Below are 26,506 nucleotides of genomic sequence, written 5' to 3' on the forward strand. Positions count from 1 at the left end.
CTTAGGTTGCCGTATCACCACACACATCAATAACCAACAACCTGCCGGTTTCCAAATAACAAACGTTTTCTCTTATCTGTTGCGCCGCCCACGGCTCAAAGCATCAACCAGCATTCCAGAGAGTTGCCCCTGTGACTGGCGGAAGCTCTCAACATCAGGGGTTTGGATGTACTGATTGACCACCACACCGCGCTCAGAACCTCCAAAGGCGTCCTTGTTGGAAATGATCTTGGCAGGCCCCAGAACCGGCTCAGGGCCGTTTTCTCCTGCAATGCCCCACTGCCCGGCACCAAGCACACCACCACCTGCGAAGAAGCCCTGAAACGTGCTCATGAGCGCCGTTGATAGGTTCGATTGCTGCGATGTTCCAAACATCCCGGCAAGTGGCCCTTGTCCCATAAAGGCAGCTTGTGCAGCCGCCTCTGCCAGCGTTGCCACCAGCCGCCCGGCTGCTGTGTCTGCGATCCCCAGAGCCTCAATAAATTGCGACATGGAATCCTGTGCCATCCCTCCAAGCAAACTCACAACTTCATTGTGCTGCTTCTGCGCTTGGGTTTGCGCGTAGATCTCATCTGTAACTTTAATCAGCTCACGCCCCTGCTTGCTGGCAGCCTCCACCCCGGCAAGGCGCAGCGCATTGGCCCGCTTTTGTTCCTGTGCGTTCATGCTCAGCAGATCGCGCTCAAACTTAAGCTGCTCTAAAACACGGGCGTAAGGGTCCACCTTTGTCTTGGAAGACCCACCGCCCCCGCTGCTATCCGTTTTCTTGTCGGGAATGATTGTTGGTTTCTCAGTTTTCCGCCCACGACGACCACCACGCCGGGTTGGTCCTCCTGTAAAACCAGTGTGGCGTAACTGACGTTCGCTCTGAATACCTGCAAGGCGGGCGTTTACCGCATCAATTTGCTCTTGAATTTCAGCAATACGGGCTTCATCACCAAGCGTTTGTGCAAGCGACAACTCACGGTTAAGCCCCGGCAACTTACGCGAAAATTCGACCTGCAAATCTTTTAGGGTTGGCTCTGCAACCGGTGTATTAAATGCAACGTCCATTGCATTGGCAGCGGCCAGAGTTGCCCGCTTTGCACCAATTTCAAAGGTGCGCCACATCTTGGCAAACTCATCATCAATCTCTTCCGCCTTGCGCAGAAGCTTCTCTTCCAGAACCCCGCCCGCTTCATCCGCCTTGCCCATCAACTCATCAAGGCCCTTGGAACCGTTTTTGAGTGCCAGAACCAGCCCGGCCCCTTCCCGGTCAAACGCTTTAAAGCTCAGCAAAAGCCGCTCTTGTTCCGAGCTGGCGTTTTTGATCAGGTCTGCATATTCGCCCAATATCTGACTTTGGGTTTTCATCTTGCCGCTGGAATCGCGAAGCTGAACACCATTTGCTTTCAGGATCTCATAAAGAACGCCTGACCCGTTGGCAGCCTCACCAACACGCCGGGAAAAGCGTTGCAACGCTGTATCAGTCGTGCCAGCCGCAACACCAGTCAGCTCAAATCCATAGCGCATACGCTGCAGCTCATCGGTCGTTACGCCCACTTTATCGGCAACCTTGGCAAGCTTGGAGCCTTCTGAAACGGCGCTTTTTATTGCAGCTGTCAACTTGGCAACCGTAGCTGCCGCAGCTGCTGCCGGGAGAAACCGAATTGCCCCCATAGATTTACCAAGTGATCCCATATCCATGTTGAGCAACTTGGTTTCCCGGCGCGTCTTTTGTAACTCGCGCCGGTTCCGTTCAAAGGTTGCACGGGATTTATCATTGGCCCGCACGTTGTAGACAAGATCCGGCACGGTCATGAGTTAGGCTCCCCGGCAATTTTTAGATAAATAGACCATTCTAAAATCTCAGGTTCCGGCCAGTCTTCAAGATCCGCAACCCGCATGTGTAAGCGATCCGCAAGCCGAAATAAGAACATGCGCCACGGATCGCCTCTTAGTTTTTTTCAATTTCCCTGGCATCGCATGGGCCAAGCATCTGCACCGCAATCCGGCCAATAATCGCGCCATCGGCTTCCGTTAAAAGCTTGTGTTTGTCATCGGCATTAAAGAGCTTTTCGCCGTTTTCATCTTGTGCTTTCATCACAAGCACATCCACAAAGGCTTCCGGGTCCAGCCCCTCATTTTCGTCATTCACGCGCTTACGCTGGTTTGGGGTCATCGGGTCATAAAAGAGTTTAAAAGCCTCGCCTTTTTCACCCCATTCCGGCACCTCGATAATCTGGTTTTTCGCCCGCTTGTAATGGCTCTTCACACGTTCAATCGCACGCATCTTTTTAAGGTCCTTGTCTCTGCGCTAAACAAAAAGGCAGCCTGCACAAACAGACTGCCCCTCTCACTTCACTGGAAGAGGCGGAGTTAAGCCACGGCCTCTTCTGTCAATGGGCCGTTGCCGGTAAACTCAAAGGTCATATCAATGGTTTCCGCACGGCCCTGCGCATGCTGCACGCTGGTAACCGTTGCCGTGCCGGAGGCGTAGGTTTCACCGCTCTCATTGCCGCTGTAATAAAGGTGCAACACCACAGAAGCCCCGGCGCTAAGCTCAGCCTGCCCCGTGTCGCCTTTCACCCGCTTGGCGCTGATAGAACCAGACCAGCGTTTTGGTGCGCCTTCCAAGTGGGTTTCCCACTCTTCACCCATCGCCGTTGCATCTGAGATTGGCGCTTCTACCGAAAGGTTGAAGCTTTGAACCTTGGCGACATCCTCACCGCCAGCAGTCACACTGCCCTTATTGCCGTGAATTAAAGGCATGCTCTGTTCTCCTGAATTGTTGGAAAGTTAGTTCTTCAGCCGCACGCTTAAGCGCGGCTACCGTGTATCGCCGAAAAGTGGGTACCGGTTTTCAGATGAAGATACGCAAGCAACTTTAGTGCGGGATTTCCGGGTCATTCTCCGGGGCAATGGCTAGCGCCATATACCGCAATGTCAAAATCCCTTGGCGCTTCTCGCCCCGGTCCCGGCGCGTTGCTATATCCAGATTGGTTGACTGCAGGTATAGCTCTTTCACCAAGCCACCTAAGAAGCCGCTGCCCGCGAGTGCGGTTTCAACTTCCACCGCAATTTGGTCCAGCTCATCATCAAAGCCTTTGCCATCGGCCGTGGCTTCAACAGTGACGCTCATTTGCCGTTCAATGTCGCGGTCTGCACCCATTTCCGCAGGCTGGCTTTGTTCATCCAGCACATAGACAAGCAGCGCAGGCAGCCGCTTGTGATCCAGCGGAAAGGTGCGCGTGACAAAGCAGCGATCTTCTGTAGAAGGAAGCCCTTTTAAAGCCGCCTCTACAGCATCGCGCACCTGCGTTCTTATGTGTGCCATGGCTGCCCCTATTCGCGCTCTAGCAGGATCTGGCTTAAGCCTGCCCCGTCACTCATGGGGCTGCTTGCCGCCGTGAAGCGTTGCCCGTCAATCAGCAGCTCTGCACCCTCGCCAAACTCTGCCGGAATATCTGAGCCCTTCACCGCAAACACTGGTTTGGAAGTGAGCATGCCAACTTCACCAAAGGAGGTTTCCTCCCCCTCATTGGTAAAGATCCCGGTGAGGTGCCCGGTGTCCCCGTTCTGCAGCGCGTAGGTTGCCGTTGTTGCAAACTCATCAGTGCGCAGCATCTCATTCAGATCATCGTCAAAATCAATCATTGCCGCTTCACCATTGTTTGCCCGCCCGGCACACCAACCGCCCGGTTAACACGGGCACTGCCCATCACCCGCGCAAGCTCTTTGGGTGTGAGTGGTTTGGGTGGTTTCAAGCTGGTGGTGCTCTGTAGTTCTTTTTTCACTGGTAAATCCTCGTCTCCAAGGGCCAACGAAAAACGGGAGGCTCAGCCCCCCGTTTTCTTCTCATATGAGCCGGGGTTTTAGTCCCCGGCTGGTTCGTCTTCTTCTTTTGGCTTTTCTCCCACCTTAGCCTTGCCAACCCGCCTTGTGGTTGTTTCCGCTTTTTTCATATTGATCAGGAATTTTGCATCCTTTTCAGAAGCGTTCACCACATCACCCGGCGCAACCGGTTCACCACCGCAAACCGTGCGTTTTAAAATTTCAATCTTCATCTTTGCAGCCATGATCTGCCCTCTTGAGAGTTGATAAGAATATGAGAAGTCCAAATAAAAACAGCCGGGCGAACCGGCTGCTTAACTGGCGTAAAGCTTAAGCTTTGAAGGAGTGACAGAAGCTCTGCGGGTGACGCACTGCAAAATCTACATCCTGCATGGCAACCACGCGCACGGTCCCGCTGGTGGATTGGGTAAACGGATCAACCGTCAGGTCTACGCCCGTCCAAAGCGCAATCAGAAGATCCGCCCAGTTGCCAAAGAAGCCGTTGTGATCCAGCACCTGATTAGAAATACCGGTGTTGTAACCGTTCACCGTGTTGCCCTGTTCCCAGATAAACTGCGCAGTCCCTGCAGCTTTTTCCGTGGTCTTGAACGATCCACGCATCGCAGCATTGAGGACATAGCCCAAGGCTCCAATGTCTGCATCATCCGTTGCAACAGCCGTTTCCATTGCAACCACTTCTTCAAATGTTGGAGCATTCGCCGCAAAGGTTGTGGAGTTAATGCCAGTGGTGGCAGCGATCCCCTTTGGAGTTTCACCTGAGCCATCACTGTGCAGCGCCGCCCGGCTGATCTCCAAACCAATCACCCGCGCCAGATCATCACGCACCATGGCTTCCACATCCAGCGAGGATTGAATGAGAAGTCTGCGGGAATAGTCGGTAAACGCACCCAGAGTATGCGGGCTTAGTTCGATCTGATCAAAAGCCTCTGCGCTTTTGGTTACATCATCGCTTTCACCTACCCAATAGGCGGTGGCTCCACCTACCATACGTGGGATCTTAAAGTTGCCCTCTAGGTCATGCAGCATGCGGGCGCCCATGCCCATCACAACTGCACGCTTGCGCAGCAACTCAACAAAGCTGCTTGCAAGCAGGTTATCAGAAACCAGAGCACCACCTGCCCCGATTGTGCCCGTTGACAGGTTGCGGGTTTGCCCGCTCATATCCGCCCGCATTACATCAGAAGGAACAAGAATACCTTCCCCCTGCTTGCCGCGTTTCTTGCCAGCCTCTTCCGAGCATTCAAACTCGAACTTAGCAGCTTCACGGTACTGCGCATTAGTCGGATTTCCCAAAGCATTCAAAGCACGCACAAATGAGAATTGCTTGCGTTCTTTTTGGCTCAAACCAATATCCGCAGCACCGGAGATTTTCTCCTGCCCGCGCTCGCCTTGAAGCATCAGGACTTTGGTTGAAAAGTCACCTGCAGACATACCGGAGCGGATCGCTTCCGCCGCAATGTCCCGGCAATTCCATTCGGCCGCAGTCGCCTCAATTTCGCGAATGCGTTTGGCCTCATCCTCCGCCGTTTTACTGCGGATCTGTGCCAGCTCTTCTTCAGAAGGGCCGGTCTTTGGATTTTCAATATCAAGTGGTGCGGGCATTGCTGCAGCCTTTCTTTCAAGTGCAATGGAAACAACAGCCCCCTCAGGCTTTGACCGACCAACACCAACAGACGGATCTGCCGGGACTGAGACGATTGAGATTTCATGAGGGGTCCAACGGGTGATGCGATAGACGTTTAAGTCATCGTCATGCTCTTCTTCCAAACGGGCTTTGTGGATCTGATAACCAACAGAAACATTGGTTAGCTCTCCATCTAAAACGCGCTGTTTGATCTCTTGAGCCCGCTCTGATTTGCCAAAGCGAACCCAAGCCCGGCCTTTGCCGTTCTTGATCTCCACGCGTTCAATCACGCCCACCTGATTTTCTACCGTTGCGCGGTGATCAATCAGCAGGGGCGCACGCCCGCTTCCAATGAAATCAAGGTCAATCTCTGCTTCATCGTGACCAAGAATTTCAACGCCCCAATAGGTGCGAATGGGTGCATCACTGGAAAACGAAAGCTCTAAAAGGTCTTCTTCCGCGCCCTCGCTAGCGCGCACGAAAACACCCTGCCGGAACAACCGCTCCGGCAGCTTCAATTCATGTGTTGGCATGGTGTGTTTAGTCCTCGATGGGTGGCTGTTTTTCAGCAGGCGGAACCGCTTTCATGAAGGCAGAAAGCACCGCCTCAAGATCTATGCCGCGATCTCTGGCAAGTGCCCTTGCTTCTTCAAAATCGTCATAGATATCTTCAAGAGTGCGCCCACGCTCTGCAGCCACTTCCTGCGGGCTTTTAATGCGCGATTCCATGTTGGTTCTGTTGGCCGCCGCATCGTCTTTTGGATTAACTGACTGCCAGCCCCGGCCAGTCCATTCCACCGCCTCAAACCGTGAAAGATCTGTCATAGGCAAACGCACTTGCCCGCTCAGCATCGCCATGCGCAACCAGTCGGGAAAGAGAGAACCGCAGTAATGATCTGCAAGCCAGCCCTGCAGCACGCCCCATTGTTCGCGCTCTTCACCAAGCCCGGCCCGCAAGGAAGAAAAGTTGGCTTTCTCCAAGTCGCTGGACAAAGACGAATAAGCCACATCAAGCCCCGCACACACACCGCGCAGCATGATCTTGATGAAAGGTTCCATCTCCCCACTTGGATAGGCCGGGTCAAAAGCTTTGAAGTCATAGCCCTGTGGCAGCTCTTCCAAAACACCAGCTTCCATTTCTTCAAGCCGGGGCCGTTCCTGCTCATCAAAGAACTCTTCTTCTTCTACGTCTTCCGCCTCACCATTGGTCCCGGCCGCCTGACCACCGCCTAACTCTTCATCCGGGTCGGCATCTGCAGAGCGGGTGTAAAAGCCCATCTTCTGCGCACCATAAACAGCGTTCGCAAGGGCTGCGTCTTCAAAGCTGTTCATTTGCGCCAAGCGCCGCAAAGCCGTGTGCGCCCATGGAACACCAATCACCGGGGCAGTTTGATCAAAGGGCAGATAAAGGTGCACGATCTCTTCTGCAGGAATGCGAATGCGCTCCCCACGGCCACCGTAATAAGAGCGGTTGTGTTTAAACATGTGATAGGCAACCGGGCGATCCACCGCGTTACATTCCACCCCGGCAAGGATGTAATGCCCGTGGTCCAGCTCTTTGTTTAACTCCACATCCAGCATGGTGATATCAAGGTGCTGGATCTGGAAACCAAACGGACCGAACTCCGGGCCAATGTATTTGCGGGCAAGAAAGTTCCCATCACGGGCAGCGGCTGTAAGTGCAATACGCTGGCTATCAGCAAAAGAGAACTTACCGCAGGTGGTGCAGATCCCCTTGCGGCTCCATTCAAGGAAACCGTCGCGGATAAGCTTGTTGCTGTCCCGGTCCAGATTGCCATCCCCAAGCCGGGCAACCGGCTTAATCTGCAAGCCATTGCGGCCCACAACATTGCGCCGCAAATGAGAGTAAAAGCCTTTCAGGTAATCGTTGTTCTGGCTTTGCTCCCTGCTATGGGAAACCAGCCCCAACAAGTCTTCCTGGGCATCGCGCATCAAGGATGAATTGAGCCCCATCAACTTGAACTTTACAAGACGATCCGGGCGGGCCGCTTTGTATTTTCGCACCGCCCCGCCCGGCTGTTTAACAGGCAGCTCTGCAGGCTTGTTATGTCTGCCAAAAAATCTTGCAAATGCACCCATTATTTAAACTCCACCTTCCTCAAACGGTGACTGCCCCGGCCCGTGCGCTTGCGGTCTTCTATTCTGACCAGCTTGCGGTAGTGGGTGTGCCAGTCGGCAAGCTCTTTTGGGGTGAGCTTTGTCAGCTTACGGCCCGCAATTTCATAGGAAGCAACACCAGACTTTGCGCGGCCTTCCAGCAGCGCTTCAATCTGTTCCAGCATGCGCCGGTTATGGCTGCGCAGGTCTATGGCGTCCCCGCTTGCCAGATCCGGCAAAACCTCAAACCGGCCGCTGCCCACGGTCTTCCGCGCCCCATCACTCTTGCGCGTAATAAACGCCGCCCACTGGTAAGCCCCGGAGGTCCATGTTGAGCTATCATCACCTGAGATAGATACTAAAAAACCGCCATTTTCGGCGGTTGCTGTAAACTCGATTTTTTCCGGGGCTTCCCCTTCCAATGTTCCCACATAGGAAAGCGTGAGATCATCAGGCGGGAAGTCTCGCGCCAGATCATCCCGCCGCCAAGAGACAAAGTCGCCTGCCCGTAGCCTCGACGGTTCGCAGCTTAAAGGCTCTTCAAATCCACTTACTGCCATGCATCACCCTCGCCGCTGTTTTATACAAAGCGTTATGCTAAGTTCTTGAAACCTATTCATCTTGACCTCCGCACATTTCCCTCAAAAGATCGTCATATTTCATGCAGCCAGAAAACTTAAACGAACTAGAGAAAGAGCTAACGATCCTTGACCTCGTTTGGTCGATGATCAATGAGACAGTTAATTGGTCGATTTTCGAAAAGGGGCTAAACTATCAGAATGATAAGTTGACGATCAGAAGCTGGAATGAGCAACGATTATTTGCAATCTTGTTTCGAGATTTTCTTAGCATTGCGAGAGTGGATAGCAAGAACAACCTCTTTAATCTTCCTCACCTCCCAGCACAAAATGGCTCCTACCTCGATTATCTCGAACATGTGTGCAAGGCCCCTCAAATTGGCAACGCAACAAATTTGCTGAATATCACGATGAAGTTCAAAAGCTGGCTTTCTGCCGAACTCAATTATCCCAAGGATTTACTTCATCACATGCAAGCAAAAAATGATCTAAAAATAAGCAGATACAGATTGTTCCGCATGATAGGAGATGGGCAGAAACATGGTATAGCAGGACTATCAATTTCGGTTTCACAGTTCGAGAAAGCACTTAAGAACAGCAATATTGAAAGCGACCACCCATATTACGACTTCCAAGAGTTTACTGACATGGCATTTGACGACTTTTTCAATTACCATTGTCAATCAACAGTTCCTCATTTCTTAATTTCAGTTCGCAGAGAAATTTATCTATACTTGAGAGCATTCGTCCTCTCTCACAAATACAGCGATGGCGCTGGTCAATGGCGCTGGCCCTATAAATTTCCCAAAGAAGTAACCTCGCAGATAGGAAAAGGCGTATTTCACTCCATCACCTATAAGTTCACATCAGCTCCTGATCCATTTTCATTTAGTCCTCATCCTGTTTTCTGGAAACGCAAATAACTTAGGATCTCACCCTCGCAGCCCGGCCACCAAACTGTTGCCTCTGCGCCTTGGTTTCCGGCGCACCTTTTTAGGTGGTGCTCGTTTCGGCTTCACCGTTGTTTGCACTGCCTGTTCCTTGTCTTCCGCTTGCGTCTCCGGCGCTTCCGTTTGCACCGGTACTGGGAGACTTTCAGACACACTTTCCCCGGCAAGATCCTTTGAACCCGCATCACGGATTGTCTCTTGCTTTGGCCGCAGTGCTGCAAAACTATTGGTTTCCATAGATCGCGCCCAAATAGGCGGGCGCTTCCAGTTGATTTTTTCCGCCCTAAGAACCAGCACCAACGCCAGTCCATAAACGCCCAAATCAAGCGCCTCGTTTCGCTTACGCCCCTTGCGAAGCACCCAGCCTTTCGGGGTGCGCCGCTCTGCGCAAAACTCTTCAAACACGTGCGCAGGTAGGTTACGGGTCAGGTGATAGGCATCTGCGCCCGGATCTTCACGGGCAAGGCTGGCGGTAATTTCGGACTTCAGCCGCCATGTGCCCACACGAACAATTCTCAAATCAGAGCGCTTTTTAACGCGCTTGCCTTCTTCCTTTTCTGGTGTGACTTCCTTTGCCCGGTCCCGGTCCCAGCGGTCCAGCCCCTTGGCAAGAAACACCCGCCTGCGCAGGCCAAGCTTGCGCGATTTACGAAAGAAGGCATAAGCATTCTTTGTCACCCCATCCGCGCCGCCACTGTCCACGATCAGCGCAGCCGGTTTGATCTGGTAGGCACTGCCCGCAACCGGATAGTACTTTTCCAGCAAGGGCAAAAGCGCGTCCCAATCTTCCTTGTACTTTGCCGGATCTATCGCCCTGCTATCAGCGCTTGGAGCACCTGCAGGCGGGGCGTGAACGTCAAAGCGATCAATCAGCCAGCGTTCCAACCCCGGCCCCCATGCATCCACCTGGCACACAAAGCGGCCCTTTTGCACGTCAACGGCAATGGTAAGAAAGCGGGTTTCCGGTGGTGCGACCTTAAGCAGATACTGCTCTGCCTTGTCCTTCAGTTGCTTCACCGTCAAGTCATCTTCATCTTCCACCATGCGCGATGAATAAGGCTTGCCCTGATCAACGTTCACAGTGGTCTTTAATGAGGTTTCATCTCCGGTTTGCTGGAACTCCTGCCAGGCAGTCTCATATCTGGAAACCAGGGACGCCCACGGCTGAAAGGCAGCGGCCGCCCCTTTCAGCCAGTAAGTGACAAGATCCGTTTCCCGCAAAGCCTCATCATGAACACTCACCAGCTCCCCGGTTTTGCTTTCATGCAACCAGCTGCCCGCACGGTTTAGCTCCACCTTGTGCCGTGGTTCAAAGATCGCACCGCAATGCGGGCACACCATCACAGCAGCAAGGCCGCGCTCTTTCGGGCTGCCGTCCTCTGGAAAATGCAGCAACTCATAATCTGGTTCAAAAACTTCAGCGCAATCCGGGCAAGTCCAGTAATAACGCCCACGGGTGCCCCTGTTGTAAAGCGCTAAAATGCCAGTTGCCGGTGGTGCCATATGGGGCGCACCCTCAGGCGGCAAGAAGTCATTATCTTCAATCAGACGACCCGGAGAACTCTCTGCAATCGCCATCCCACGAGAACCGAAAGTTTCCGTACGCTTCAAGGCAAGGTCAAACAAGTTGCCTTCCCCTTCAATGTCTTCCGGCGCACGGTCATAGTCAGTCAGCAGCATTAAAGGCAGGTCAGAAGCAGACACTTTGGAGACCACCGGCCAACCGATATCCAGCGTCATGCCGCCCTGAAAACGCTTGTCTAATATGTTGTTGTCAAACCGGCCCCGGCCTAAGCGCCGCTTGATTGAAGGCGTGTAGTTGATCAGCGCCCCTACTTTTTTCAAAGCAAATTCACGCGCCGCGTTTCTGTCCATATGAATGACACGCATGTCGCAAGGCTCACAGCAGATCGCCTGCCCTATGCGGTTGATTATCAAAGCATCCGTTTTGCCAGTCCGCGCAGGCCCGGCAAACACCGTCCCCCGGAAGCGCCGCGATGCACTCATGTCCATAGGCTCCACCATGTAAGGTGTTACCTTGTTATCCCACGCGATGATTGCCCCGTTGTCCCGCAGCTTGCGCTCACCACCTGCCCAGGAAGAAACCGACATACGCCGCACCGGCGCAAGAATAGGCAGCGCATCAGCAAGGCACCCGGCAGCACTCGCATACGCAGGCGGCCGCCACCCGTGCGCACGGGGCGGAAGTTCAAATGTGGGCATATCTTGAAACCTGAGCTATAGAATTGAATAGTCGATTGGAGAAATTGATATTCTCTATTCTCGGCTGAACAAAAGTAGGTACATCTATGCCCCGACTGATACGGTATTTTGATAAGGCAACCGAAGAAGAACGAGGATCACTCTTTCTCATCAATCCAGATTTGAAAGAACTTCAAACCATTTTCGCTGAACCAGAAACACAGCCAATGTATGATTGTTGGCCCATCGATTCTGAAAAGGCGCGTTTGTTGAGGAAGTTCGTAAGCGAAGACTTCGTTTTTGATTTCTCAAGGCATGAGTACTTCCTTGAGTATGACACAGACTAAATGTCGACTCTTTGCACCTCAGCTATTCCGCAGCTTCCATCACTTCAGCCTGCCCGGCGTTTTCTTCCGCGCTCATTGCCTGCATGAATTCAGAAAGCTCCCGGTGAAGTTCTGCCAGCAGATCATCTGCAACCACAACTGCCGCCTCTGACTGGCGACCATCCAAACCGACATCCCGAGACAGCCTGTCAGGCATGCCGTTCACCGCATTGCGAACCGCTGAGAACGTCCGTTCCAGCAACGCCACAACATCGGCACGGGCGATCAGCTCACCACGCGATTGTGCAAGCTTGTTATAGGCTGCCTCAGTTTCATAAAGTTCCTTACGCTGCCTTGGTGTCAGCGCCATTTCAGAATTGCCAGACCCACCACCCAACAAAGCCATCTGCATTTGCCGGATATTGCTTTGGATCTTCTCTTCTTCCGCAGCCTCTGAAGCTTCCCTTTCCTTCTGCCATGCATAGCAAACCGAAAGCCGGAACTCATAAGCTTGCCCGTTGGTGCCCTTGCTCTCACAAGGCATCCCCTCGCAAATCCACTGATCAATGGTGGGCAGGCTTTTCTTAAAAGCTTCTGCAAGGTGGCGCTTGTTCACCACCACATCTTCCACACCATCAGGGAGCGGATAGCGTTCAACATTCTCCATGCACGCCCCCCTTCAATCTGGAACAACAACAGAAACGAAAACACCAAGTGCTTCCGCACACCACACAAACCAATGTCCCGCAGTTCCGAACTACCCGCAGGCCGGCGCGTGCCCAGGAAGGACCCAAAGCTTCAGCTAAGCGCTTTGACTGATCATCTCTTTCAGTTGTTCAATACTCAACGCCTGATCACGCTTGCGATGCACCACAGAATGGCAATTGGAGCAAAGTGGAACCAAGTCTTTCCGCGGATCAATCTCAATAGGACCACCACGCATTGAGAGCGGTTCGATATGGTGCACCTCGATAAAGCCCTCAGCATAGCTCCCGTAGAATGAGCCGAAGTCGAAGCCGCAAGCCTTGCAGACACGCCCATGAAACTCGATCGCCTGCGCTCTCAGTTTTGGATCACGCTCATAAGTCGAAACAGTCCGATAACTCTGCTCGCCTTCCATTGAAGCAGTATAGCTGCTTTGCGTGTCATCCTCTTCAAAACCATAGGTCATGTTATCAGGAACAGGCACTTGCCCTAAGATACGATAGTAGACAGCGATTGTAATTTCCCGAACGCCATCACGCCAATAATTGCTGCGCTTGCTCTCTGGAATATCCTCGAGATAGTCGCCATCTTTCTTTGCCAGGATCGCCTCATCGAAAGGACGGTAGTTTACGATATCGGCATAAAGATCGCCTTTTTTGCTCTCAGGGTCAGGTTTAACTGTCCCAATCTCGGCAACAGCGAAATAGTGAGGCTCTTTCGTCAAACGCTGATCGGCAAACTTGGCCTGTTTCAACTTACCTTTGTAATAAATAACTTTTGTGCCGCTTGGCAGCAGTTTCGCATAGCGTTTGGGAAAGTGATAAAGCTGACCTGTCTTATCATCCCATGGAGAGACATCATTCTCAGTAATTACGGCAAATTTCATAGGTGCTACTCAAATAATATTGGAAAAAATTACATTCCAATATTTTAAGGTTTAGCGCCATACGCCTTACAACAAAAAATTGTAGATCCTATCTAGCTGTTGCTAATGCTCTCTGCATCGCACGCCGGAAGTTACGTTTCATCCGGGCGTCTGCAGTCTTTCGCGCACCCTCTTCAAAGCGCAGGCGCGGTTGATAGTCTGCGCTCTTCTCATAGGCAACCAGCAGCTTTAAACCCGTGCGGCCCTTAGTGCCCCGTGAGCTATCCCGGAGCTTGCCGCGCCTAGGGCGCTGCCAGATTCCCTCAACCCCGTTGATCTCACCTTGAAACACATCCGGGCGTTTCAACAGCCGGTCAATACTGCGCCGTGGGAGGTTACCGTATTTATTGAGCCGCTGAGAGAACGGAACTGCCAACGCTTTCCGCTTTGGCCTTCTGGTTCCTCCTTTCTCCTGCAGCTCCAAATAGTCAGCCTGCCTATCCTTAAAGAAAACAACGGCCGAAAGGTTGCGCTTACTTGCCCGTCTCAGTGCAAGGCCGCGTTTGGTGAAGGGTGTGGGACGGTCCAGCCGCCTGCTTAATGCTTTCTCGCTATTGGTCTTGATATCCTGCACTGTCTCATTCAGCGCTAAGCTGATCGCATAGGGCACTTGCCGTTGTTCCACTTTGGTCAGCCCATTTGCGACTTCATCAAAGTTTGCAATGTAGCGGATCATAGCCCCCCCAACGAAAAAGCGCTCTCAGGCGGCAACCTGAAAGCGCAATTTTTCATCATAATTGAATCATGCCTATTAGTGCTGCAGGTGTCAAGTATCCTGAAAGTCTACCTCTCGATAAACTCGAACGCTAACTCAACCAAACTCCCAGAGGCTTTAGCGTCTAACAATGAATTAGGTTCATCACTTGCGACTGTGGAATGGCGCCACACCATAATAGCAGGATGCCAAATCAACGCGATCAAGATAGAAATAGCTGCGAAAATCTTCGGCCCCAATGGTAGCAGCAAGACATTTCGTTCTCGCGCCTCAAACTCAACAACACGTCTCAGCTCGAAGTAAAGTTTCTCCGGCTTTAGGAGGTTGTAGCTTTGAAGCAGTTCTGGTTGCTCTAAAAAGCTAAAATCAAGATTGTTCTTTTGAATTTCTTCTTCAAATCTTTTGTCTGTACCTATCGGTGAAAAGCAATAGATACGCTCTGGCTCAAGCACATCAATTGCACCGATTATTCTTCCAAACTCATAACCAGCTCCAGCAATGAGGGTTAGATGTTCTCGAAATAGACTCGCCTCACCTAAGAAAGCAGCAGATATTGGCCCGAAATCTTTCACATGATCCAAAGTTGCTTTAGGTAAAACGAATGATTGAGGATGATAGGTAATCAGTATTTGACCAAACTTATCAAAATTCAGAAATAGAAACTCAAACATCGCCGAAATTTTTTTTCGATCTAATGATGTTACATCAATCTCTAGGTTCACTTGGCCTACCATTGGTAGGTTCATCTCCAAGTCACTCAAGAGATGTGAGAAATCGTTCCTTCGCACACAATTTAGATCTGATATTACAGATGAATTTTCATCATAAGAATGTATCCCATGACTTTGGTAATCAAATAAAAAAATTTGCGTACCAGATAGCTCATCTTCTCTATTACGCAATCGTTCAATCGATCGATGTTCATAACCAACACAGCCAAGAAAAACATTCGGCTGAACTGATTTAGGGTCAACTAAAATAACATCAAGCATCTGTTGTAGCCCAGTTTAATAGATCTGGTTGCTCATCTTGCTTTTTACTGTTTTGTGGCATTGCAGAAAGAACTCGTTCTTGCCCGGTAATAGTAGGCAATTTGTAAAACGGTGCTAAGCGATGAGAGATACGAAGACGACAGCCTTCGAGATCAAATATTAACTGTTTTCCATCTGATCGTTGATCTACTACGAGCGCCCCGGAATTGATTCCAATAATCAAAGCATCTCTAATTTTTGTAGATACGCCCTTGAGACGATAAGAAAGCGCTGGCTCTGGTTGAAATTTACTATCAAACAAGTTTTCTGACAGTGTCTCTCCCAACCGATCGACGACTGCAAGTGTAGGGTACACCTCATTTGCGCTTTTCTCGGACGGATTATAGGATGCTATCAAAGCCCGAAAACGATCTACATTGCGAGGTATTGCGCGGTTCTGTGCTATTTTCGAATCCACCCTGTCGTTAAAGCTAACGAATAATTCATTAAGCAAATACTTAACAGCTCTCGGATTCCCCTCCGTAAGACTTAATAACTGATCGAAGCCGTGATAGTAGCCATAACCTTTAGCAGAGCGACGTCTTGTCGAAGATTGATGAGTTTTACTTTTACCAGCCTTCGAGAAATAATAACTTCTTATCTCAGCTATCGGCGCAACTTTTCTTAGATAAGATGCTCTCTGATTTTCACTTCTCAGACCATCTATATCTGACACGCTCTTAAAATCATTACTAGCCATGTGCTCAATGAAAGACCTATCTCCGGCAGATTTTGCCGCTGTATAGATGGCACTAACTTGACGCTCAAAACCTTTTGACACGAACTTGCGAGTGTCTTTCTTTATTGCACTTGAGCTATTGAGGTAATGAACGAACTCACTAAACACGATCCCTCTATTCTCACACTCCTTTTGAATAAGCTCTTTTGAGAATTTATGATCGGCATCTGCGAACTTATTTGCAAGAATGATTGAATGAAAGTCTTGGCCGTCAACAGGTCCTGTTTCACTCGTCCTAAGTCGTTCCTCCAAGTCATAAAAATCAATATACGGAAACAAGGAAAACTTCAAAACAGCTCTCTGATCAAAGGAGCGTAAGTTTTCATATAAGCGAGTTAAAACCCTTTTTGGTGCAATCTCCATTTCATCAAAACTTACGCTCCATCGATGCACACCAATTTGACTTTCAACAGCATCAAAAAAACCTTTTAGCATAACCAAAAAGTCGAGATGCCCTACAAGCCGAATGGCATCTAGATCTGCGCTTGAGTTGAAAGGGCTTACCGCTGATCGAAACATGTTGATCCGCTTCAAGAGAGCAAGCTTGAGCCCGATAAACGAAAACTGCTTTGTGGGTAACGACCAGAGTTCAGAGCACATTTCACAGATAAGAGATTCCTGAACATCATTTAGGTGCGCAGCCCATGGTACCGCCTCTCCATGAATGGTGAGGTCACTAACAATCCTGGCATCTTCAAAGGAAGCGATCAGTTGATACAAACAATGATCAGTAAACAGACCATTTAGAATTAAATCCATATCACTTTTCGAGATATCCAAATTCGAAACAAGCTGTGCTGTGCCCTTCCAAATCGATTCTGCAGGGATGTAGACTGGAATATACTCAAAATTTACTCTTCTGAGGCGATCTGCAAACTCTTCTCTTTGGTGTAGGTAATACAAACCAGTAGCCGTCAGTGCCTTCATTATAGTGGTTTTACCTAACCCTCTAGGTCCAACTAAAACTAAATTCTGATAGGCTGCGGCCTGCTCAAAATACTCAGGCATCACGAAGGAAGAAGCGATATCTTTCGGACTGGCATTTCGCGCATTGAACTGTGTTGAAATCATAATCACTGCACTCCGCGCATAAGAGCCTGAATATCTGACCGCGCAGATACAATCGACAAATCGTGTTCAATCAATTTTTGATTGATTACTTCAACTTCGTCCATACTTACATACGCAAGCTCTGGCACAGATTCGAAGAGAGCATTTTTAGCAACCATCGAAGTACAATCTATCGCACAAATTTTTGTAACAATGTCATCGATCGCGTAGTCTTTTCCAAACGGACGCGTAAAAGGCATATTAGGCGTTCTACTTCGCTCCCATTTTCCTCCACCCCAATCCCAAGAATAGATTGTACCTTCAGGCCGTGGAGCGTCTAGCTTAATGTCCAGGATATGGAACTGATTTGCAAAGTAACGTTCATGGTTCTTGTATGGATATGCGGCAAAACTAGATGCTGAAAAGACGACCGGCTTAACATGTCCCAACTCCGCACACCTTAACTTAACCATATGCTTATGGCCGTGTACGACAATACAGGACTTCCCGGTGTCTCCAAGCGATTGCAAAAGCTTCGCCCCATCAGACATCTGATCATAATCAGGGTCTACAATTTCGTCGACCCGCAGCGGGTGGTGATGCATCATTACAATAAAGTGACTATTTTCAGATTGTTCGATTATCTCAACAATCTTCGCAATCATGGCTTCGCTAAGATGACCTATCGCCCATATCGATCTTGAAGCATTCGCATCTCCACCTAATCCATGAAGTCTACAGGTATCAACCGCGATAACATCGCATCCTAAAAGTGAAAGAACTGCAACACCGTCAGCAAAATAGTCTTTCTGTTGCTGACGGTCGTTAAAAGGGAATGGAGGGGCAATTTGCTTCAGGAAATCTATTCTTTTCTGAGCTTGATCTATGTCTTCGATACGAGAAAGCAAATCATGATTTCCGGTCACACCCATTACATGCTGAATATTCAGTTTTCTCGCAACAAGGTGTAAGTCGTTCCAAGCTTGCATAAGTGGTAATTGCTTGGATTGGTGGGCAAAATCACCCAAACAAAGTATTGCGTCAACTTGCAACTCTTCATCGGAAAGACACTTGGTAAGCGCAAGTATTGGATTTTTGGAAGGACATCTTTCTTCGATGTTAAACGAGCTTCCCTCGTTTCCAAAATAGACATTTGCACCTTCCAAATCAGATGACATGCAATGAATATCACTTACAACAAGAAATCTCATATTATTCTTCGCAAATTACAGCTAGCAACTCAGTTTCAGTCTTTCTACGCCCGACAAACCCACCCACATTTCTAGTGACCGGCACCGTGCCCAAAATGTATGGTTCAAATAAATCTCTAAACTCGCCGCAATCTCTATAAGAGATCACAATTCTATTGTTAGTCGCGTACTTCTTTGAAATCTTCAACAAGCGCGCTAGGTCGTCTCCGCGAAATTGCTTAGAGTTGTATTCACTAAATACTCGCGCTTCGTTTGTAAAATACGGAGGATCCATGTAAATGCAACTACCTTCAGGCTTAACGGTATCAATAAATGCCTCGAAATCATCACTTGAAATAATAGCTCTTCTCAAAACAGATGAAATATTCTGAAAGTCATTCAAAGAAAGCTTTTGCTTTACCTTCTTTTTGGCGCCAAAAGGTGTGTTAAATTCACCTTTTTTGTTTGTTCTGTAAATTCCATTAAAGCAATAATGATTCAAGTAGACGAATCTTGCCGCCTTCTCAACTCCTAGCTGAAGCTCGTTAAACTCCTCGCGAACCTCATAGTATCGCTCCTCTGAAATCTCAATTTTATCATAGATCTTCCACACATCATCAGCACTATCTCTGACATGTCGAAAGCAATCCATCAAATTCTCATTGACATCATTCAAAAATGCTACTTGAGGTTCGAACTTAAAAAAGAACGCTGCTGATCCGCAAAAAGGCTCGATGTATGGGCGAGAGAAATCTAAATAGGATTTGATTTTCTCTGAAACATTGGATTTGCTACCCGCCCACTTTAGCAGTTTTAACGTTTCGGACATAATAGCTTCCATTATCCAAGCATAAAGTGAGGCTATCCAAGTTTTACCCCCTTGAAGATGAAGTGATTCACATCGTCGTTAGTAATAGCTAGTTATCGAAATTGCAGACGAAATACAATTGATAGAGACTGCTAGATAACCTGTTATACTCATCGGTCATCAGGTTAGAATCCACTTTCATGTATTATCTTCAAGCTAGGAGCCTTACAAAGTACCAAAAATTTGTGCGCCAACACTTCGAGTGCTCCATACACAGGTAGGCGTCCCAGTTTGCTTGGCACCCGATATCTAAGAGACATGTTTCTATGCAGGTCGCTAATAACCGCCAATAATCGTATTTCCTTTTCATTCAAAACAAGCATCTTGTCAGCACCATAAGCATTGCACTCGTCCCACAATCTAGCCAAGTTATGTCCCAGCTTTTTAACTTTTTTATTGTTACAGCCATTTTCAAGCAAAAACGATTTTAGAGATAGTTCAATAGAGAATGCCATCAAAAGCATAACCGGGCGTGGAGCTGACATTGCGTATGCGGGAAACTTCCCAACATTCTTGTCTGCATCATTCGCGCATGCAAAGTACAATCTCGCCTCCGCCGCAAATTCTTCGTGTTTTTTCAATTAATTTACTCCTTGCAAATGAACAGCAATAAAACCTGTTTATGATGCCTGATAGTATCTCACTACTCAATCTCCCCCACCACATGCCCCAATCCATTGCGCATCAGCCTCGAAACATAATCGCGGGTAGCCCTACTTGGCGTCCCAGCCTCTCTCTTCGCCTGGTTCTCCTCAAACCCAATCGCCGCTTCTGTGATAGATAGGCCCTGCCCGGCTATAGCGAACACTGCCTGCGATTGATCAGGCCCCAAGAGGGTTGCGATCCGTTCCAGTGTTCGGTTTGCGTCTGTGGTGGAGACAAGAAGCCAGTCGCGCACTTTGCGGCTGCAATCAACGCGGGGCTGGGTGAAGTCGATGGAGCTAGCTTGCCCCTCGCATTCAGCATACAGCGCCCGGATCTTGCAGCCTGCCAGGTATTGCTGCTTGGTGATGTGTTTGTTGTTGTAAAGCCATTCCAGCGCCTGCCCGCGTTGGTACTTTGCCCGGCGCAGCGCTTCCTGCTTTTGCTCTTTCTTGGTGCCGCGCAAGCGGAGTGGATCTGTATTCTTAGAGCTCAACATCCTGCATCTCCCCATGTCGTAAAACTTCTTTAGCGATCAGGCCTGCCAGCCGCTCACGCCGCCGCTCAAAAGTATCTGCCATCAACTGAATTGGATGGTTTGGCGGGAGCGCTGCGAGCTCCCGTGTGGTTTCCCCGCGCAGCACATCCAGAGCAGTTTTCACCTGCCCGGCCACGCGCCGGTTGCGCTCCATTGTGGCCACCACAAGAATCTCAGTTTCCGCCATATCCGGCATGCGCTTTTCCCGGCGCACAAAGTCCACCAGATCCGCTTGCCAGCCAGCAAGGCAGGCGGAAAGCGCAGTGTCTGCATTCGCTCCCACCATTATCTTGATGGCCACATGCTCAGGCCATGGATAGCCGCCCACCTGCAGGCTGGGCTCAGGTGTGCCTTCCAACTGCCGTTGCGCCTCAGTGCAGGCTTTCACGCACTCTCCAACAAACGGCCAAACAGTGCTTTTTGCAGCCAGCACCAACGCATCCGCTCCGGCTTTCAGCACCTCCTCTGAAAACCCGCTAAGCTTCTCTCGCAAAGAGGTGAAATAGGCTTCCTCGTTGCTGCCTGGCACCTTTTTGAAAGTGCCGCCCAGCGTACTCAAAAAGTGCTGCGCTATGAGGTCATTGGCTGATTTTGTCTGTGCGGCCGCGCTCATGCATACCCCTCACCAAACACTTTGGTAATCGCCGCCCGGCAGCGCTCTGCTGATCTGTCCAGATCTCGCGCCCTCGCTGCTTTGGCCTTGCTGCCATCAGGGATAAACCGGCCTTCAATCTTGCCCAGCTCTTCGCGGCTGCGTTTGGCCGCAAGAATGGCGCGGGTGAAGTAGTTGAGGCTGCGCGGTTGCTCCGGCGCACGCCCCAAAACATGGGTAATTGTGGGTTTTACATCCATTTCAAGATCGCACCCATGGATCAACCAGCCCCAAACCGGGTTTAGGCCGCCCCGCACCTGCGCTGTGGTGGCATCAAGCCCTAGTGATTTCAAAAACCGACTACAGCCCTCAACAAACCTCTGCCCGGCCTTATCTGCGGGTGGTGAGCTGGAAGGTTGAGTGGAAGCATTTTCGCATAAAGACCCACTCGCAGCCGCTTTGTCTTCTTCTTCTTTAGGTTTTAAGGACTCGTTCTTATAGGTGCCGATCTGGGGTGGCAGGGGCTGCCGCTTATTGGATGGCACCCCCTGCCTGTCATTCACATGGGTATCCGGGGGAGCCTCTTCTAAAAGATCCCCCTGCCCGTCCTGGCGCTTTCGCTTGTTCTCCACCCGATAAGTATGGGAGCAGTCACCACCATCAGCACGCACACCTCGCATCACTTTAAGCCAGCCATAGCGCACAAGGTTGCCAATGGATTTTTGCACTGTAGAGCGTGCAATCTCCAACTGCCGGGCAATCTTCACCTGACTGCGATAGGTCACCCCATTGCCATCGGTAGAACAGCACAACACGCCCAGAACCTGAATATCCCTTGGTTTCAGGCGCGTATCTTCAAAAACACCAGCAGGAATAATAGACAAACGGGGACGGTTAACAGGCTTAGGCATTTTACGACCTCCTGAGCAGTGCGGATAATTGGAAAAGTAAGAACTAGAAAATCAGTGGCGGAATACGCGCTCTGATTACAAAGGGATTGAAGCTAACAAGGTGACTTGTAACTATACCCTCAGAACAGCCCTAACGGCTTGTGGCGGTCACGGACCCATAGCTTTCCGTCTCCCGTTGCCACGTCTCCAATTGAAGAGATGACGTGGCATTTCCATATTGGCGGCATGCGCCAACTGTTCCATCTCATGAAACCACGAAGCAGGAAATTGCCCTCGCACAACGGCAGCGCTTACAGCGCCCGATTTAACCCCGAGAGCATTTTGAATATTCTTCCTGCCAAGCGTTTGAGCAACTTCGCGTGCGTTAATCATGCGACAAAAATCAACGTTTCGTAGATTATAGTCAACACCATAAATACAACATAGTCTACATTTATTGGATTATGATAGAATGCAATCCATGACTAGAAGAGTGATTTCAGGACGTTACGCGGATTCCGCAATACGACTTAGAGCTGTGAGAAAATACTTCGGTATGAACCAGAAGGATTTCGCGGCAAATGCCGACATTCAATACAAGTCCTACAATCAATGGGAAACCGGAGACTTTCGCGTCTCAATACCCGGCGCAATAAAGCTGCGTGAGCGATATGGGATCTCAATGGACTTCATATATTTAGGCAACATTGATGCATTGCCCACCAAAATGGCCAATGAACTCATGTCCATATTACGCGACAATGCCTCTAATAAATCGAACGATAGTGGGGACGATTGAGCCCCTTTTAACAACAACTGGAAGCGTTCTTCTTGGTCCAAAACGACCTCCCACATCCCCTAAGTATCCGATATTTAACAACGATGATTCGTTTACTTCGCGTTAATAAACCAATTAGAATTGCAAAGCACACAAGACCCTCGTTGAGCAATTCCAACGCATTAGTGAACTCTTTTCACCCTTCATCAGAACACTCTGAATTTTCTCAGCACTAAAGATTCTTTCCATACAAAGAGCAGCTATTTAAGTGCGCAGCTCTATACCCCTGAGTGCGTCAAATATTTGCATCAATCAAAAGAAGGTCAACTAATAAATCTACGTTTCGTGGATTACATTGATTGACAATCCACAATTCGTAGATTTATGATTTCTGTATGTTCTGCTTTTTGTGGATAGTTTGTTTCGCAAGGCAAGAACCTGATTACGAGATTAATCTCTGCCATCAATGACAGGAGTAGTCATGCGTACTTTTGATTTGACGAATACCCAGTGCACCCATAGTGAACACAGCCTTTCAAGCTATTATGGCTTACTGCAGCCAGAAATATTCAGCCTCGAACGCCTGGTAGAGGCTGCGCCCCTCTCTTTGAGTGAACGCGGCGAACTTGCGCAAATCATCGCAATCCGCTTTTCCAGCGGAGCAAGCCGCGCCCTTTCCCTAGCTCCAACTCAGTGAGGTTCAACATGGCACCTCGGAAGAAGAAACAGGACGAAGCTCTGCAGCCCAACTCTAATGCTGGCGGTATTGCAGCTGATCAACTGCGCAGCTTTGTAGATCGCATTGAACGCCTGGAAACTGAGAAAAAGGGCATTGCAGACGATATCAAGGACGTCTTCACAGAAGCCAAGAGCAACGGATTTGATACTCCAACCATGCGCCTGCTTCTCAAACTTCGAAAGCAGAAGCCGCATGAACGTGAAGAGCAGCAATCCATGCTGGATCTTTACTTGCACGCCATGGGCATGGCTGGTGAGTACACGATTGCAGAACAGCAAGGCATCGACGACGCCAGCGCGGGCAAGGCAGTCACAGACAACCCTTTCCTCACAGATGACCCAAGACACGCCCAATGGGCCACCGGTTGGCAAATGCAAACCACCCTCCTCGCAACTCAGGACAGCTAAGCCCCAAAACAGCGGGAGCAACTCAGCATGCCTAACCAACTCATTTTGGTAAATCAAAAGACAGCAGCAGAAATGCTTGGGGTTTCTGTAACCCTCTTCAAACGTCTACGGTCAACCGATCACAGGCTCACGCCTGCTGTCATCCCAGAGACAAAGGGCGAAGAGCGCTATTATGTGCCAGATCTTCAGCAGTGGGCGCATTCACTAAAGTATCCTCACACGGATCCTTTAACCTCAAGCGGTGGAATGTGGGATGACCAAAGTGCGGCTTAAAGGCTTATCGACATATGCACGCAATGGCAGATGGTATGTTTATATTCGCAGCAACCGGAAAGCACTTGTAAAAGGCTTTGAAGGGTCCAGAGAAGCCCTTCAAAGCCACCTCTCAACACCAGAGATCCTGCAGCGCTATACAAAGCTGGTAGACGCTCCAAAGGACAAAGGCTTCGGCACCCTTGGCGGGTTGATAGAGTATTATCAAACCAAAGACCGCTGGACCAAACTCTCCCCACGCACGCAATCAGACTACCAGAGGGTCATAGACTGGCTGAGAGCAAAGAATGTTCTCAAAGCCCCTCTGATAACGGTTGCCCCCTCAGACATGGCAATCACCCGCGACAAAGCCGCCGAAGACAAATACCCCAAATTCTCAAACGATGTACTCGCCATGCTGTCAGCCGCCTTTTCCGTGGGCGTCGAGTATGGCTATGCAGGCTTGAAGCTAAACCCGGTCAGGGGTATCAGCCGAAAATACAAAAACTCAGCAAACGCCAACCGAAGATGGAAAGAAGCAGAGTTCGAAGCAATCTTTGAGATCATCCCCAAACACCTGAAGCCAGTCCTGGCATTGGCAAGGTGGACAGGAGCCAGAGGGCAAGACATAGCCTCACTTAGATGGGACAATCTGCAAGGATCGCAGGCAGAAGGCTACTCCATCACCTACACCGCCAAAAAGAACAAGGTTGATTGCCTCTTCTACGTCTTGCCACCCCTGCAGGACGTGCTGAACGCAGAAGATAAATCAACCCTCACCATCTGTAAGAATTCCCGAGGCAAGCCCTACCCGTCAGAGAACGCCATGCGCAAGGCCTGGCAGGACTTCAAAGCAAAGCCGGTCTTCAAAGACACCTGCCCCACTGGATCAGATCTCACATTGCACGGTTTGCGCGTGACCTATGCCAGCGAGCTGAAAGACCATGGATTTTCAGATGAAGATGTTGCCCAAGCCATTGGCGACAAATCAACATCAATGGGTAAGCACTATGGCAGAGGCAAGAGTGTTGAAAAATTCGCTTCAAGGGTACGTAGAACTCTCTCCTAGAGAACGGTTTATGAACAGCTTTTGCCTAACACATCTGAGAAAGTTGCCTAACTGGCTTGACTATCCGCCCCAAATATCAGAAAAGCCGTTCCACACCATACTGTTGGCCTCTTGGCGGAGTGGTGACGCAGCGGATTGCAAATCCGTGTACGCCGGTTCGATTCCGGCAGAGGCCTCCACTTTCTTTTCCTGACATTGTTATTGTTTATCTTATTGGGGTTTTTCCCTCACGTTTTTCGTGATGGAACCAAGGTGAGGGATTCTTGCCCCCAAAATTGCGCCCTGCTACCCTCCCAAACTTCCTGTCAGGAGAGATCATTTGGAGCACGAGCAATGGAAAACCGTCCAGTCACTTTGACAGACCTGAAAGAACTCGACGCGCCAGTTCGCGCTCACTGCAATAACTGCCAGAACGCTGATTACGTTTCCACTGAGAGAATGCCCGAGGATACAATCGTAATTCATATTGCTCGGAAGCTGCGTTGCTCGCACTGCGGATCCAAGGACGTCACATCCCGTCCTTGCTACCAGCACATGGTGCCACAACATCCCCAAGAGACCTCTCAACAGTAATCAGCCGTAACTAACATTCGTAAACTGTTATCTGCTTACGGCTCTCGATTACCTGTTCCTCATTAATTGTCGCGGATTGCCTGTTATCTGGCGGTTAAATACCGTTGTCCAGCAACTATCTTTTGTTGAGGGGCACAATATGGCGCATACGATTTCAGCTATTCAGCAGAAAGGTGGCTGCGGCAAGTCCACCTTGATAATTTCTCTTGCGAGCATTCTCGCTGGAGAAGGCCACAACATCATCATTCCAGACACTGACACACTCCGCTCTTCCTCACTTTGGGCAGAGCAAGAAATCTTAGATCGCGGCAATATTGATTTCCTCCGCGAGACAAACGACAACGCGATCACCGGACTGCTGCAAGAGCTTAAGGGTGAGTACGATTACACTCTTGTAGACACCGCAGGCTTTAACTCACGTATCGCAGCGTACATCGCAGCTGCTAGTGACCTGGTCTTAATCCCCTGCTCTACAACCGTTGCCGATATTGAGGGAGCAGTAAACACCCAGCGTTTCCTCTCAAAACTGAGTGCAAAGACAGGCAAGCCAATCACAAGCGCAGTGGTAAGGACGGACTTTGACCGCAACACCCGCAATGTTGACGACATCACAAACGAGCTATCTGAAGAATCGGCTCTCGACGTTCTGAACACCATCCTCTGGCACACCACAACATTCAAGACTGCAATGAACACGGGAGACTCCATCAAAGGCCGAGCCAAGGTCTACACTCGGGAACTCGTAGGAGAGTTACGGGCAAAGCACCTCATTCCTCCTGCAATCGTTCGGAAAGCAGCAGCGTGAGGTTGAGCTATGGCAGACTATAAAGCGAAGCGACAGCTCATTAATCGAGACACGAGCACAGTTGAGCAAGCTCCAGAAGCCGCTGTAAAGCCCACTGAGAGCTCATCCATCCAAGACATTATCGCACAGCTAGTGAATGACCGGCCAAGCGAGCATGAGGCCATGCTGAGCGCCTTGCGCAAATCTGAGAGGGGCAACGTCGCTTACTCTCTCGTTCCAATCCCTATCATTGAGATGATTGAAGCTCGCCGCAAAGAACTGAAACTGGGCAAGAAGGAATATTTCTACCACTTGCTGCGAGAAGACGGCTTACCCGTTCCCACCCTAGAAGAACTTGACGCCCGCAATCGGCGATGATTGCGAGCG

The 26,506-nt window shown here is 49.9% G+C and carries 30 protein-coding genes, 1 tRNA gene and 1 pseudogene; 9 read left to right on the forward strand and 23 right to left on the reverse strand.

What is annotated here, in order from left to right; genetic code table 11:
• Positions 1-72: 72 nt before the first annotated feature.
• From PsW74_RS13995 to PsW74_RS14035, 10 genes are all read right to left on the reverse strand, one after another.
• Positions 73-1,800 (reverse strand): hypothetical protein, encoded by a 1,728-nt coding sequence (locus PsW74_RS13995; RefSeq protein WP_063289071.1) that lies wholly within the window; start codon positions 1,798-1,800, stop codon positions 73-75.
• Between the two features lie 136 nt (positions 1,801-1,936).
• Positions 1,937-2,272 (reverse strand): hypothetical protein, encoded by a 336-nt coding sequence (locus PsW74_RS14000; RefSeq protein ID WP_063289072.1) that lies wholly within the window; start codon positions 2,270-2,272, stop codon positions 1,937-1,939.
• 86 nt (positions 2,273-2,358) lie between these two features.
• Positions 2,359-2,751, reverse strand: coding sequence for a hypothetical protein (locus PsW74_RS14005; RefSeq protein ID WP_063289073.1), 393 nt, complete (start codon positions 2,749-2,751; stop codon positions 2,359-2,361).
• A 115-nt stretch (positions 2,752-2,866) separates the two neighbouring features.
• The gene (locus PsW74_RS14010) at positions 2,867-3,316 is read right to left on the reverse strand and encodes a hypothetical protein (RefSeq protein WP_063289074.1); all 450 of its coding nucleotides are present in this window, start codon (positions 3,314-3,316) and stop codon (positions 2,867-2,869) included.
• 8 nt (positions 3,317-3,324) lie between these two features.
• Positions 3,325-3,636, reverse strand: coding sequence for a hypothetical protein (locus tag PsW74_RS14015; RefSeq protein ID WP_063289075.1), 312 nt, complete (start codon positions 3,634-3,636; stop codon positions 3,325-3,327).
• Positions 3,633-3,776: a hypothetical protein gene (locus PsW74_RS28880; protein ID WP_193775964.1), complete on the reverse strand. Its 144-nt coding sequence runs from the start codon at positions 3,774-3,776 to the stop codon at positions 3,633-3,635. The genes PsW74_RS14015 and PsW74_RS28880 overlap by 4 nt, the downstream gene beginning before the upstream one ends.
• Positions 3,777-3,854: 78 nt before the next feature.
• On the reverse strand, positions 3,855-4,058 hold the full coding sequence (locus tag PsW74_RS14020) for a hypothetical protein (protein WP_063289076.1): 204 nt from the start codon (positions 4,056-4,058) through the stop codon (positions 3,855-3,857).
• A gap of 85 nt (positions 4,059-4,143) precedes the next feature.
• Positions 4,144-5,991 (reverse strand): phage major capsid protein, encoded by a 1,848-nt coding sequence (locus PsW74_RS14025; protein WP_063289077.1) that lies wholly within the window; start codon positions 5,989-5,991, stop codon positions 4,144-4,146.
• A gap of 7 nt (positions 5,992-5,998) precedes the next feature.
• The gene (locus tag PsW74_RS14030) at positions 5,999-7,558 is read right to left on the reverse strand and encodes a phage portal protein (RefSeq protein WP_063289078.1); all 1,560 of its coding nucleotides are present in this window, start codon (positions 7,556-7,558) and stop codon (positions 5,999-6,001) included.
• Complete coding sequence (locus PsW74_RS14035) at positions 7,558-8,136, reverse strand: hypothetical protein (RefSeq protein WP_063289079.1); 579 nt, start codon at positions 8,134-8,136, stop codon at positions 7,558-7,560. Before PsW74_RS14035 ends, PsW74_RS14030 begins: the two co-directional genes overlap by 1 nt.
• A 101-nt stretch (positions 8,137-8,237) precedes the next feature.
• Here PsW74_RS14035 and PsW74_RS14040 point away from each other — a divergent pair, with 101 nt between their 5' ends.
• Positions 8,238-9,077 (forward strand): hypothetical protein, encoded by an 840-nt coding sequence (locus tag PsW74_RS14040; protein WP_063289080.1) that lies wholly within the window; start codon positions 8,238-8,240, stop codon positions 9,075-9,077.
• Positions 9,078-9,086: 9 nt separating this feature from the next.
• On the opposite strand, the gene PsW74_RS14045 is transcribed toward PsW74_RS14040, so the two are convergent.
• Positions 9,087-11,216, reverse strand: coding sequence for a terminase gpA endonuclease subunit (locus PsW74_RS14045; protein WP_193777956.1), 2,130 nt, complete (start codon positions 11,214-11,216; stop codon positions 9,087-9,089).
• Between the two features lie 197 nt (positions 11,217-11,413).
• On the opposite strand from PsW74_RS14045, the gene PsW74_RS14050 reads away from it, so the two are divergent.
• Positions 11,414-11,653 carry a hypothetical protein gene (locus tag PsW74_RS14050; RefSeq protein WP_063289082.1) on the forward strand — a complete coding sequence of 80 codons (240 nt, stop codon included), beginning with the start codon at positions 11,414-11,416 and terminating at the stop codon, positions 11,651-11,653.
• Positions 11,654-11,675: 22 nt separating this feature from the next.
• Here the strand turns inward: PsW74_RS14050 and PsW74_RS14055 are convergent, their stop codons facing one another.
• From PsW74_RS14055 to PsW74_RS29735, 12 genes are all read right to left on the reverse strand, one after another.
• Complete coding sequence (locus PsW74_RS14055) at positions 11,676-12,299, reverse strand: DUF1441 family protein (protein ID WP_063289083.1); 624 nt, start codon at positions 12,297-12,299, stop codon at positions 11,676-11,678.
• Between the two features lie 135 nt (positions 12,300-12,434).
• Entirely contained in the window at positions 12,435-13,223 is a 789-nt protein-coding gene (locus PsW74_RS14060) for an HNH endonuclease (RefSeq protein WP_063289084.1), read from the reverse strand.
• 88 nt (positions 13,224-13,311) lie between these two features.
• Complete coding sequence (locus tag PsW74_RS14065) at positions 13,312-13,938, reverse strand: hypothetical protein (RefSeq protein WP_063289085.1); 627 nt, start codon at positions 13,936-13,938, stop codon at positions 13,312-13,314.
• Positions 13,939-14,045: 107 nt separating this feature from the next.
• Positions 14,046-14,969 carry a hypothetical protein gene (locus PsW74_RS14070; protein ID WP_153041722.1) on the reverse strand — a complete coding sequence of 308 codons (924 nt, stop codon included), beginning with the start codon at positions 14,967-14,969 and terminating at the stop codon, positions 14,046-14,048.
• Entirely contained in the window at positions 14,962-16,818 is a 1,857-nt protein-coding gene (locus PsW74_RS14075) for a hypothetical protein (protein ID WP_063289087.1), read from the reverse strand. The genes PsW74_RS14070 and PsW74_RS14075 overlap by 8 nt, the downstream gene beginning before the upstream one ends.
• 2 nt (positions 16,819-16,820) lie before the next feature.
• A complete protein-coding gene (locus PsW74_RS14080; protein WP_063289088.1) occupies positions 16,821-18,008 on the reverse strand; it encodes a metallophosphoesterase in 1,188 nt (395 codons plus the stop codon).
• 1 nt (position 18,009) lies between these two features.
• On the reverse strand, positions 18,010-18,816 hold the full coding sequence (locus tag PsW74_RS14085) for a Dam family site-specific DNA-(adenine-N6)-methyltransferase (protein WP_063289089.1): 807 nt from the start codon (positions 18,814-18,816) through the stop codon (positions 18,010-18,012).
• A gap of 164 nt (positions 18,817-18,980) precedes the next feature.
• The gene (locus PsW74_RS14090; RefSeq protein ID WP_063289090.1) at positions 18,981-19,436 is read right to left on the reverse strand and encodes a hypothetical protein; all 456 of its coding nucleotides are present in this window, start codon (positions 19,434-19,436) and stop codon (positions 18,981-18,983) included.
• Between the two features lie 62 nt (positions 19,437-19,498).
• Entirely contained in the window at positions 19,499-19,996 is a 498-nt protein-coding gene (locus tag PsW74_RS14095) for a hypothetical protein (protein ID WP_063289091.1), read from the reverse strand.
• Positions 19,983-20,648 carry a hypothetical protein gene (locus PsW74_RS14100; protein ID WP_063289092.1) on the reverse strand — a complete coding sequence of 222 codons (666 nt, stop codon included), beginning with the start codon at positions 20,646-20,648 and terminating at the stop codon, positions 19,983-19,985. Before PsW74_RS14100 ends, PsW74_RS14095 begins: the two co-directional genes overlap by 14 nt.
• Positions 20,645-21,538, reverse strand: coding sequence for a helix-turn-helix domain-containing protein (locus PsW74_RS14105; RefSeq protein ID WP_063289093.1), 894 nt, complete (start codon positions 21,536-21,538; stop codon positions 20,645-20,647). The genes PsW74_RS14100 and PsW74_RS14105 overlap by 4 nt, the downstream gene beginning before the upstream one ends.
• 588 nt (positions 21,539-22,126) lie before the next feature.
• Positions 22,127-22,357 carry a hypothetical protein gene (locus PsW74_RS29735; RefSeq protein WP_244271763.1) on the reverse strand — a complete coding sequence of 77 codons (231 nt, stop codon included), beginning with the start codon at positions 22,355-22,357 and terminating at the stop codon, positions 22,127-22,129.
• Between the two features lie 419 nt (positions 22,358-22,776).
• On the opposite strand from PsW74_RS29735, the gene PsW74_RS14120 reads away from it, so the two are divergent.
• The 7 genes and pseudogenes from PsW74_RS14120 (at position 22,777) to PsW74_RS14150 (ending at position 26,497) form a co-directional block, all read left to right on the forward strand.
• Positions 22,777-22,992, forward strand: a complete 216-nt coding sequence (locus PsW74_RS14120; protein WP_063289096.1) for a hypothetical protein — start codon at positions 22,777-22,779, stop codon at positions 22,990-22,992.
• A gap of 8 nt (positions 22,993-23,000) precedes the next feature.
• A pseudogene (locus PsW74_RS14125) lies at positions 23,001-23,288 on the forward strand (DUF2312 domain-containing protein); the annotation flags it as partial.
• Positions 23,289-23,468: 180 nt separating this feature from the next.
• On the forward strand, positions 23,469-23,714 hold the full coding sequence (locus tag PsW74_RS14130; RefSeq protein WP_063289097.1) for a hypothetical protein: 246 nt from the start codon (positions 23,469-23,471) through the stop codon (positions 23,712-23,714).
• Positions 23,695-24,762, forward strand: a complete 1,068-nt coding sequence (locus PsW74_RS14135; protein WP_063289098.1) for a tyrosine-type recombinase/integrase — start codon at positions 23,695-23,697, stop codon at positions 24,760-24,762. Before PsW74_RS14130 ends, PsW74_RS14135 begins: the two co-directional genes overlap by 20 nt.
• 105 nt (positions 24,763-24,867) lie before the next feature.
• A tRNA-Cys gene (locus PsW74_RS14140) sits at positions 24,868-24,941 on the forward strand.
• A gap of 533 nt (positions 24,942-25,474) precedes the next feature.
• Positions 25,475-26,140 carry a ParA family protein gene (locus PsW74_RS14145; RefSeq protein ID WP_063289099.1) on the forward strand — a complete coding sequence of 222 codons (666 nt, stop codon included), beginning with the start codon at positions 25,475-25,477 and terminating at the stop codon, positions 26,138-26,140.
• A gap of 9 nt (positions 26,141-26,149) precedes the next feature.
• Positions 26,150-26,497 (forward strand): hypothetical protein, encoded by a 348-nt coding sequence (locus tag PsW74_RS14150; protein WP_063289100.1) that lies wholly within the window; start codon positions 26,150-26,152, stop codon positions 26,495-26,497.
• Positions 26,498-26,506 lie beyond the last annotated feature (9 nt).

This window comes from Pseudovibrio sp. W74 (assembly GCF_001623085.1).
Classification (GTDB): Bacteria; Pseudomonadota; Alphaproteobacteria; order Rhizobiales; family Stappiaceae; genus Pseudovibrio.

Excerpts from the sequence above, each read along its gene's own strand:
- PsW74_RS13995 (WP_063289071.1), bottom strand. The coding sequence starts at position 1,800 with ATGACCGTGCCGGATCTTGTCTACAACGTGCGGGCCAATGATAAATCC.
- PsW74_RS14000 (WP_063289072.1), bottom strand. The coding sequence starts at position 2,272 with ATGCGTGCGATTGAACGTGTGAAGAGCCATTACAAGCGGGCGAAAAAC.
- PsW74_RS14005 (WP_063289073.1), bottom strand. The coding sequence starts at position 2,751 with ATGCCTTTAATTCACGGCAATAAGGGCAGTGTGACTGCTGGCGGTGAG.
- PsW74_RS14010 (WP_063289074.1), bottom strand. The coding sequence starts at position 3,316 with ATGGCACACATAAGAACGCAGGTGCGCGATGCTGTAGAGGCGGCTTTA.
- PsW74_RS14015 (WP_063289075.1), bottom strand. The coding sequence starts at position 3,636 with ATGATTGATTTTGACGATGATCTGAATGAGATGCTGCGCACTGATGAG.
- PsW74_RS14020 (WP_063289076.1), bottom strand. The coding sequence starts at position 4,058 with ATGGCTGCAAAGATGAAGATTGAAATTTTAAAACGCACGGTTTGCGGT.
- PsW74_RS14025 (WP_063289077.1), bottom strand. The coding sequence starts at position 5,991 with ATGCCAACACATGAATTGAAGCTGCCGGAGCGGTTGTTCCGGCAGGGT.
- PsW74_RS14030 (WP_063289078.1), bottom strand. The coding sequence starts at position 7,558 with ATGGGTGCATTTGCAAGATTTTTTGGCAGACATAACAAGCCTGCAGAG.
- PsW74_RS14035 (WP_063289079.1), bottom strand. The coding sequence starts at position 8,136 with ATGGCAGTAAGTGGATTTGAAGAGCCTTTAAGCTGCGAACCGTCGAGG.
- PsW74_RS14040 (WP_063289080.1), top strand. The coding sequence starts at position 8,238 with ATGCAGCCAGAAAACTTAAACGAACTAGAGAAAGAGCTAACGATCCTT.
- PsW74_RS14045 (WP_193777956.1), bottom strand. The coding sequence starts at position 11,216 with ATGTCGGTTTCTTCCTGGGCAGGTGGTGAGCGCAAGCTGCGGGACAAC.
- PsW74_RS14050 (WP_063289082.1), top strand. The coding sequence starts at position 11,414 with ATGCCCCGACTGATACGGTATTTTGATAAGGCAACCGAAGAAGAACGA.
- PsW74_RS14055 (WP_063289083.1), bottom strand. The coding sequence starts at position 12,299 with ATGGAGAATGTTGAACGCTATCCGCTCCCTGATGGTGTGGAAGATGTG.
- PsW74_RS14060 (WP_063289084.1), bottom strand. The coding sequence starts at position 13,223 with ATGAAATTTGCCGTAATTACTGAGAATGATGTCTCTCCATGGGATGAT.
- PsW74_RS14065 (WP_063289085.1), bottom strand. The coding sequence starts at position 13,938 with ATGATCCGCTACATTGCAAACTTTGATGAAGTCGCAAATGGGCTGACC.
- PsW74_RS14070 (WP_153041722.1), bottom strand. The coding sequence starts at position 14,969 with ATGCTTGATGTTATTTTAGTTGACCCTAAATCAGTTCAGCCGAATGTT.
- PsW74_RS14075 (WP_063289087.1), bottom strand. The coding sequence starts at position 16,818 with ATGATTTCAACACAGTTCAATGCGCGAAATGCCAGTCCGAAAGATATC.
- PsW74_RS14080 (WP_063289088.1), bottom strand. The coding sequence starts at position 18,008 with ATGAGATTTCTTGTTGTAAGTGATATTCATTGCATGTCATCTGATTTG.
- PsW74_RS14085 (WP_063289089.1), bottom strand. The coding sequence starts at position 18,816 with ATGTCCGAAACGTTAAAACTGCTAAAGTGGGCGGGTAGCAAATCCAAT.
- PsW74_RS14095 (WP_063289091.1), bottom strand. The coding sequence starts at position 19,996 with ATGTTGAGCTCTAAGAATACAGATCCACTCCGCTTGCGCGGCACCAAG.
- PsW74_RS14100 (WP_063289092.1), bottom strand. The coding sequence starts at position 20,648 with ATGAGCGCGGCCGCACAGACAAAATCAGCCAATGACCTCATAGCGCAG.
- PsW74_RS14105 (WP_063289093.1), bottom strand. The coding sequence starts at position 21,538 with ATGCCTAAGCCTGTTAACCGTCCCCGTTTGTCTATTATTCCTGCTGGT.
- PsW74_RS14120 (WP_063289096.1), top strand. The coding sequence starts at position 22,777 with ATGCGTACTTTTGATTTGACGAATACCCAGTGCACCCATAGTGAACAC.
- PsW74_RS14130 (WP_063289097.1), top strand. The coding sequence starts at position 23,469 with ATGCCTAACCAACTCATTTTGGTAAATCAAAAGACAGCAGCAGAAATG.
- PsW74_RS14135 (WP_063289098.1), top strand. The coding sequence starts at position 23,695 with ATGACCAAAGTGCGGCTTAAAGGCTTATCGACATATGCACGCAATGGC.
- PsW74_RS14145 (WP_063289099.1), top strand. The coding sequence starts at position 25,475 with ATGGCGCATACGATTTCAGCTATTCAGCAGAAAGGTGGCTGCGGCAAG.
- PsW74_RS14150 (WP_063289100.1), top strand. The coding sequence starts at position 26,150 with ATGGCAGACTATAAAGCGAAGCGACAGCTCATTAATCGAGACACGAGC.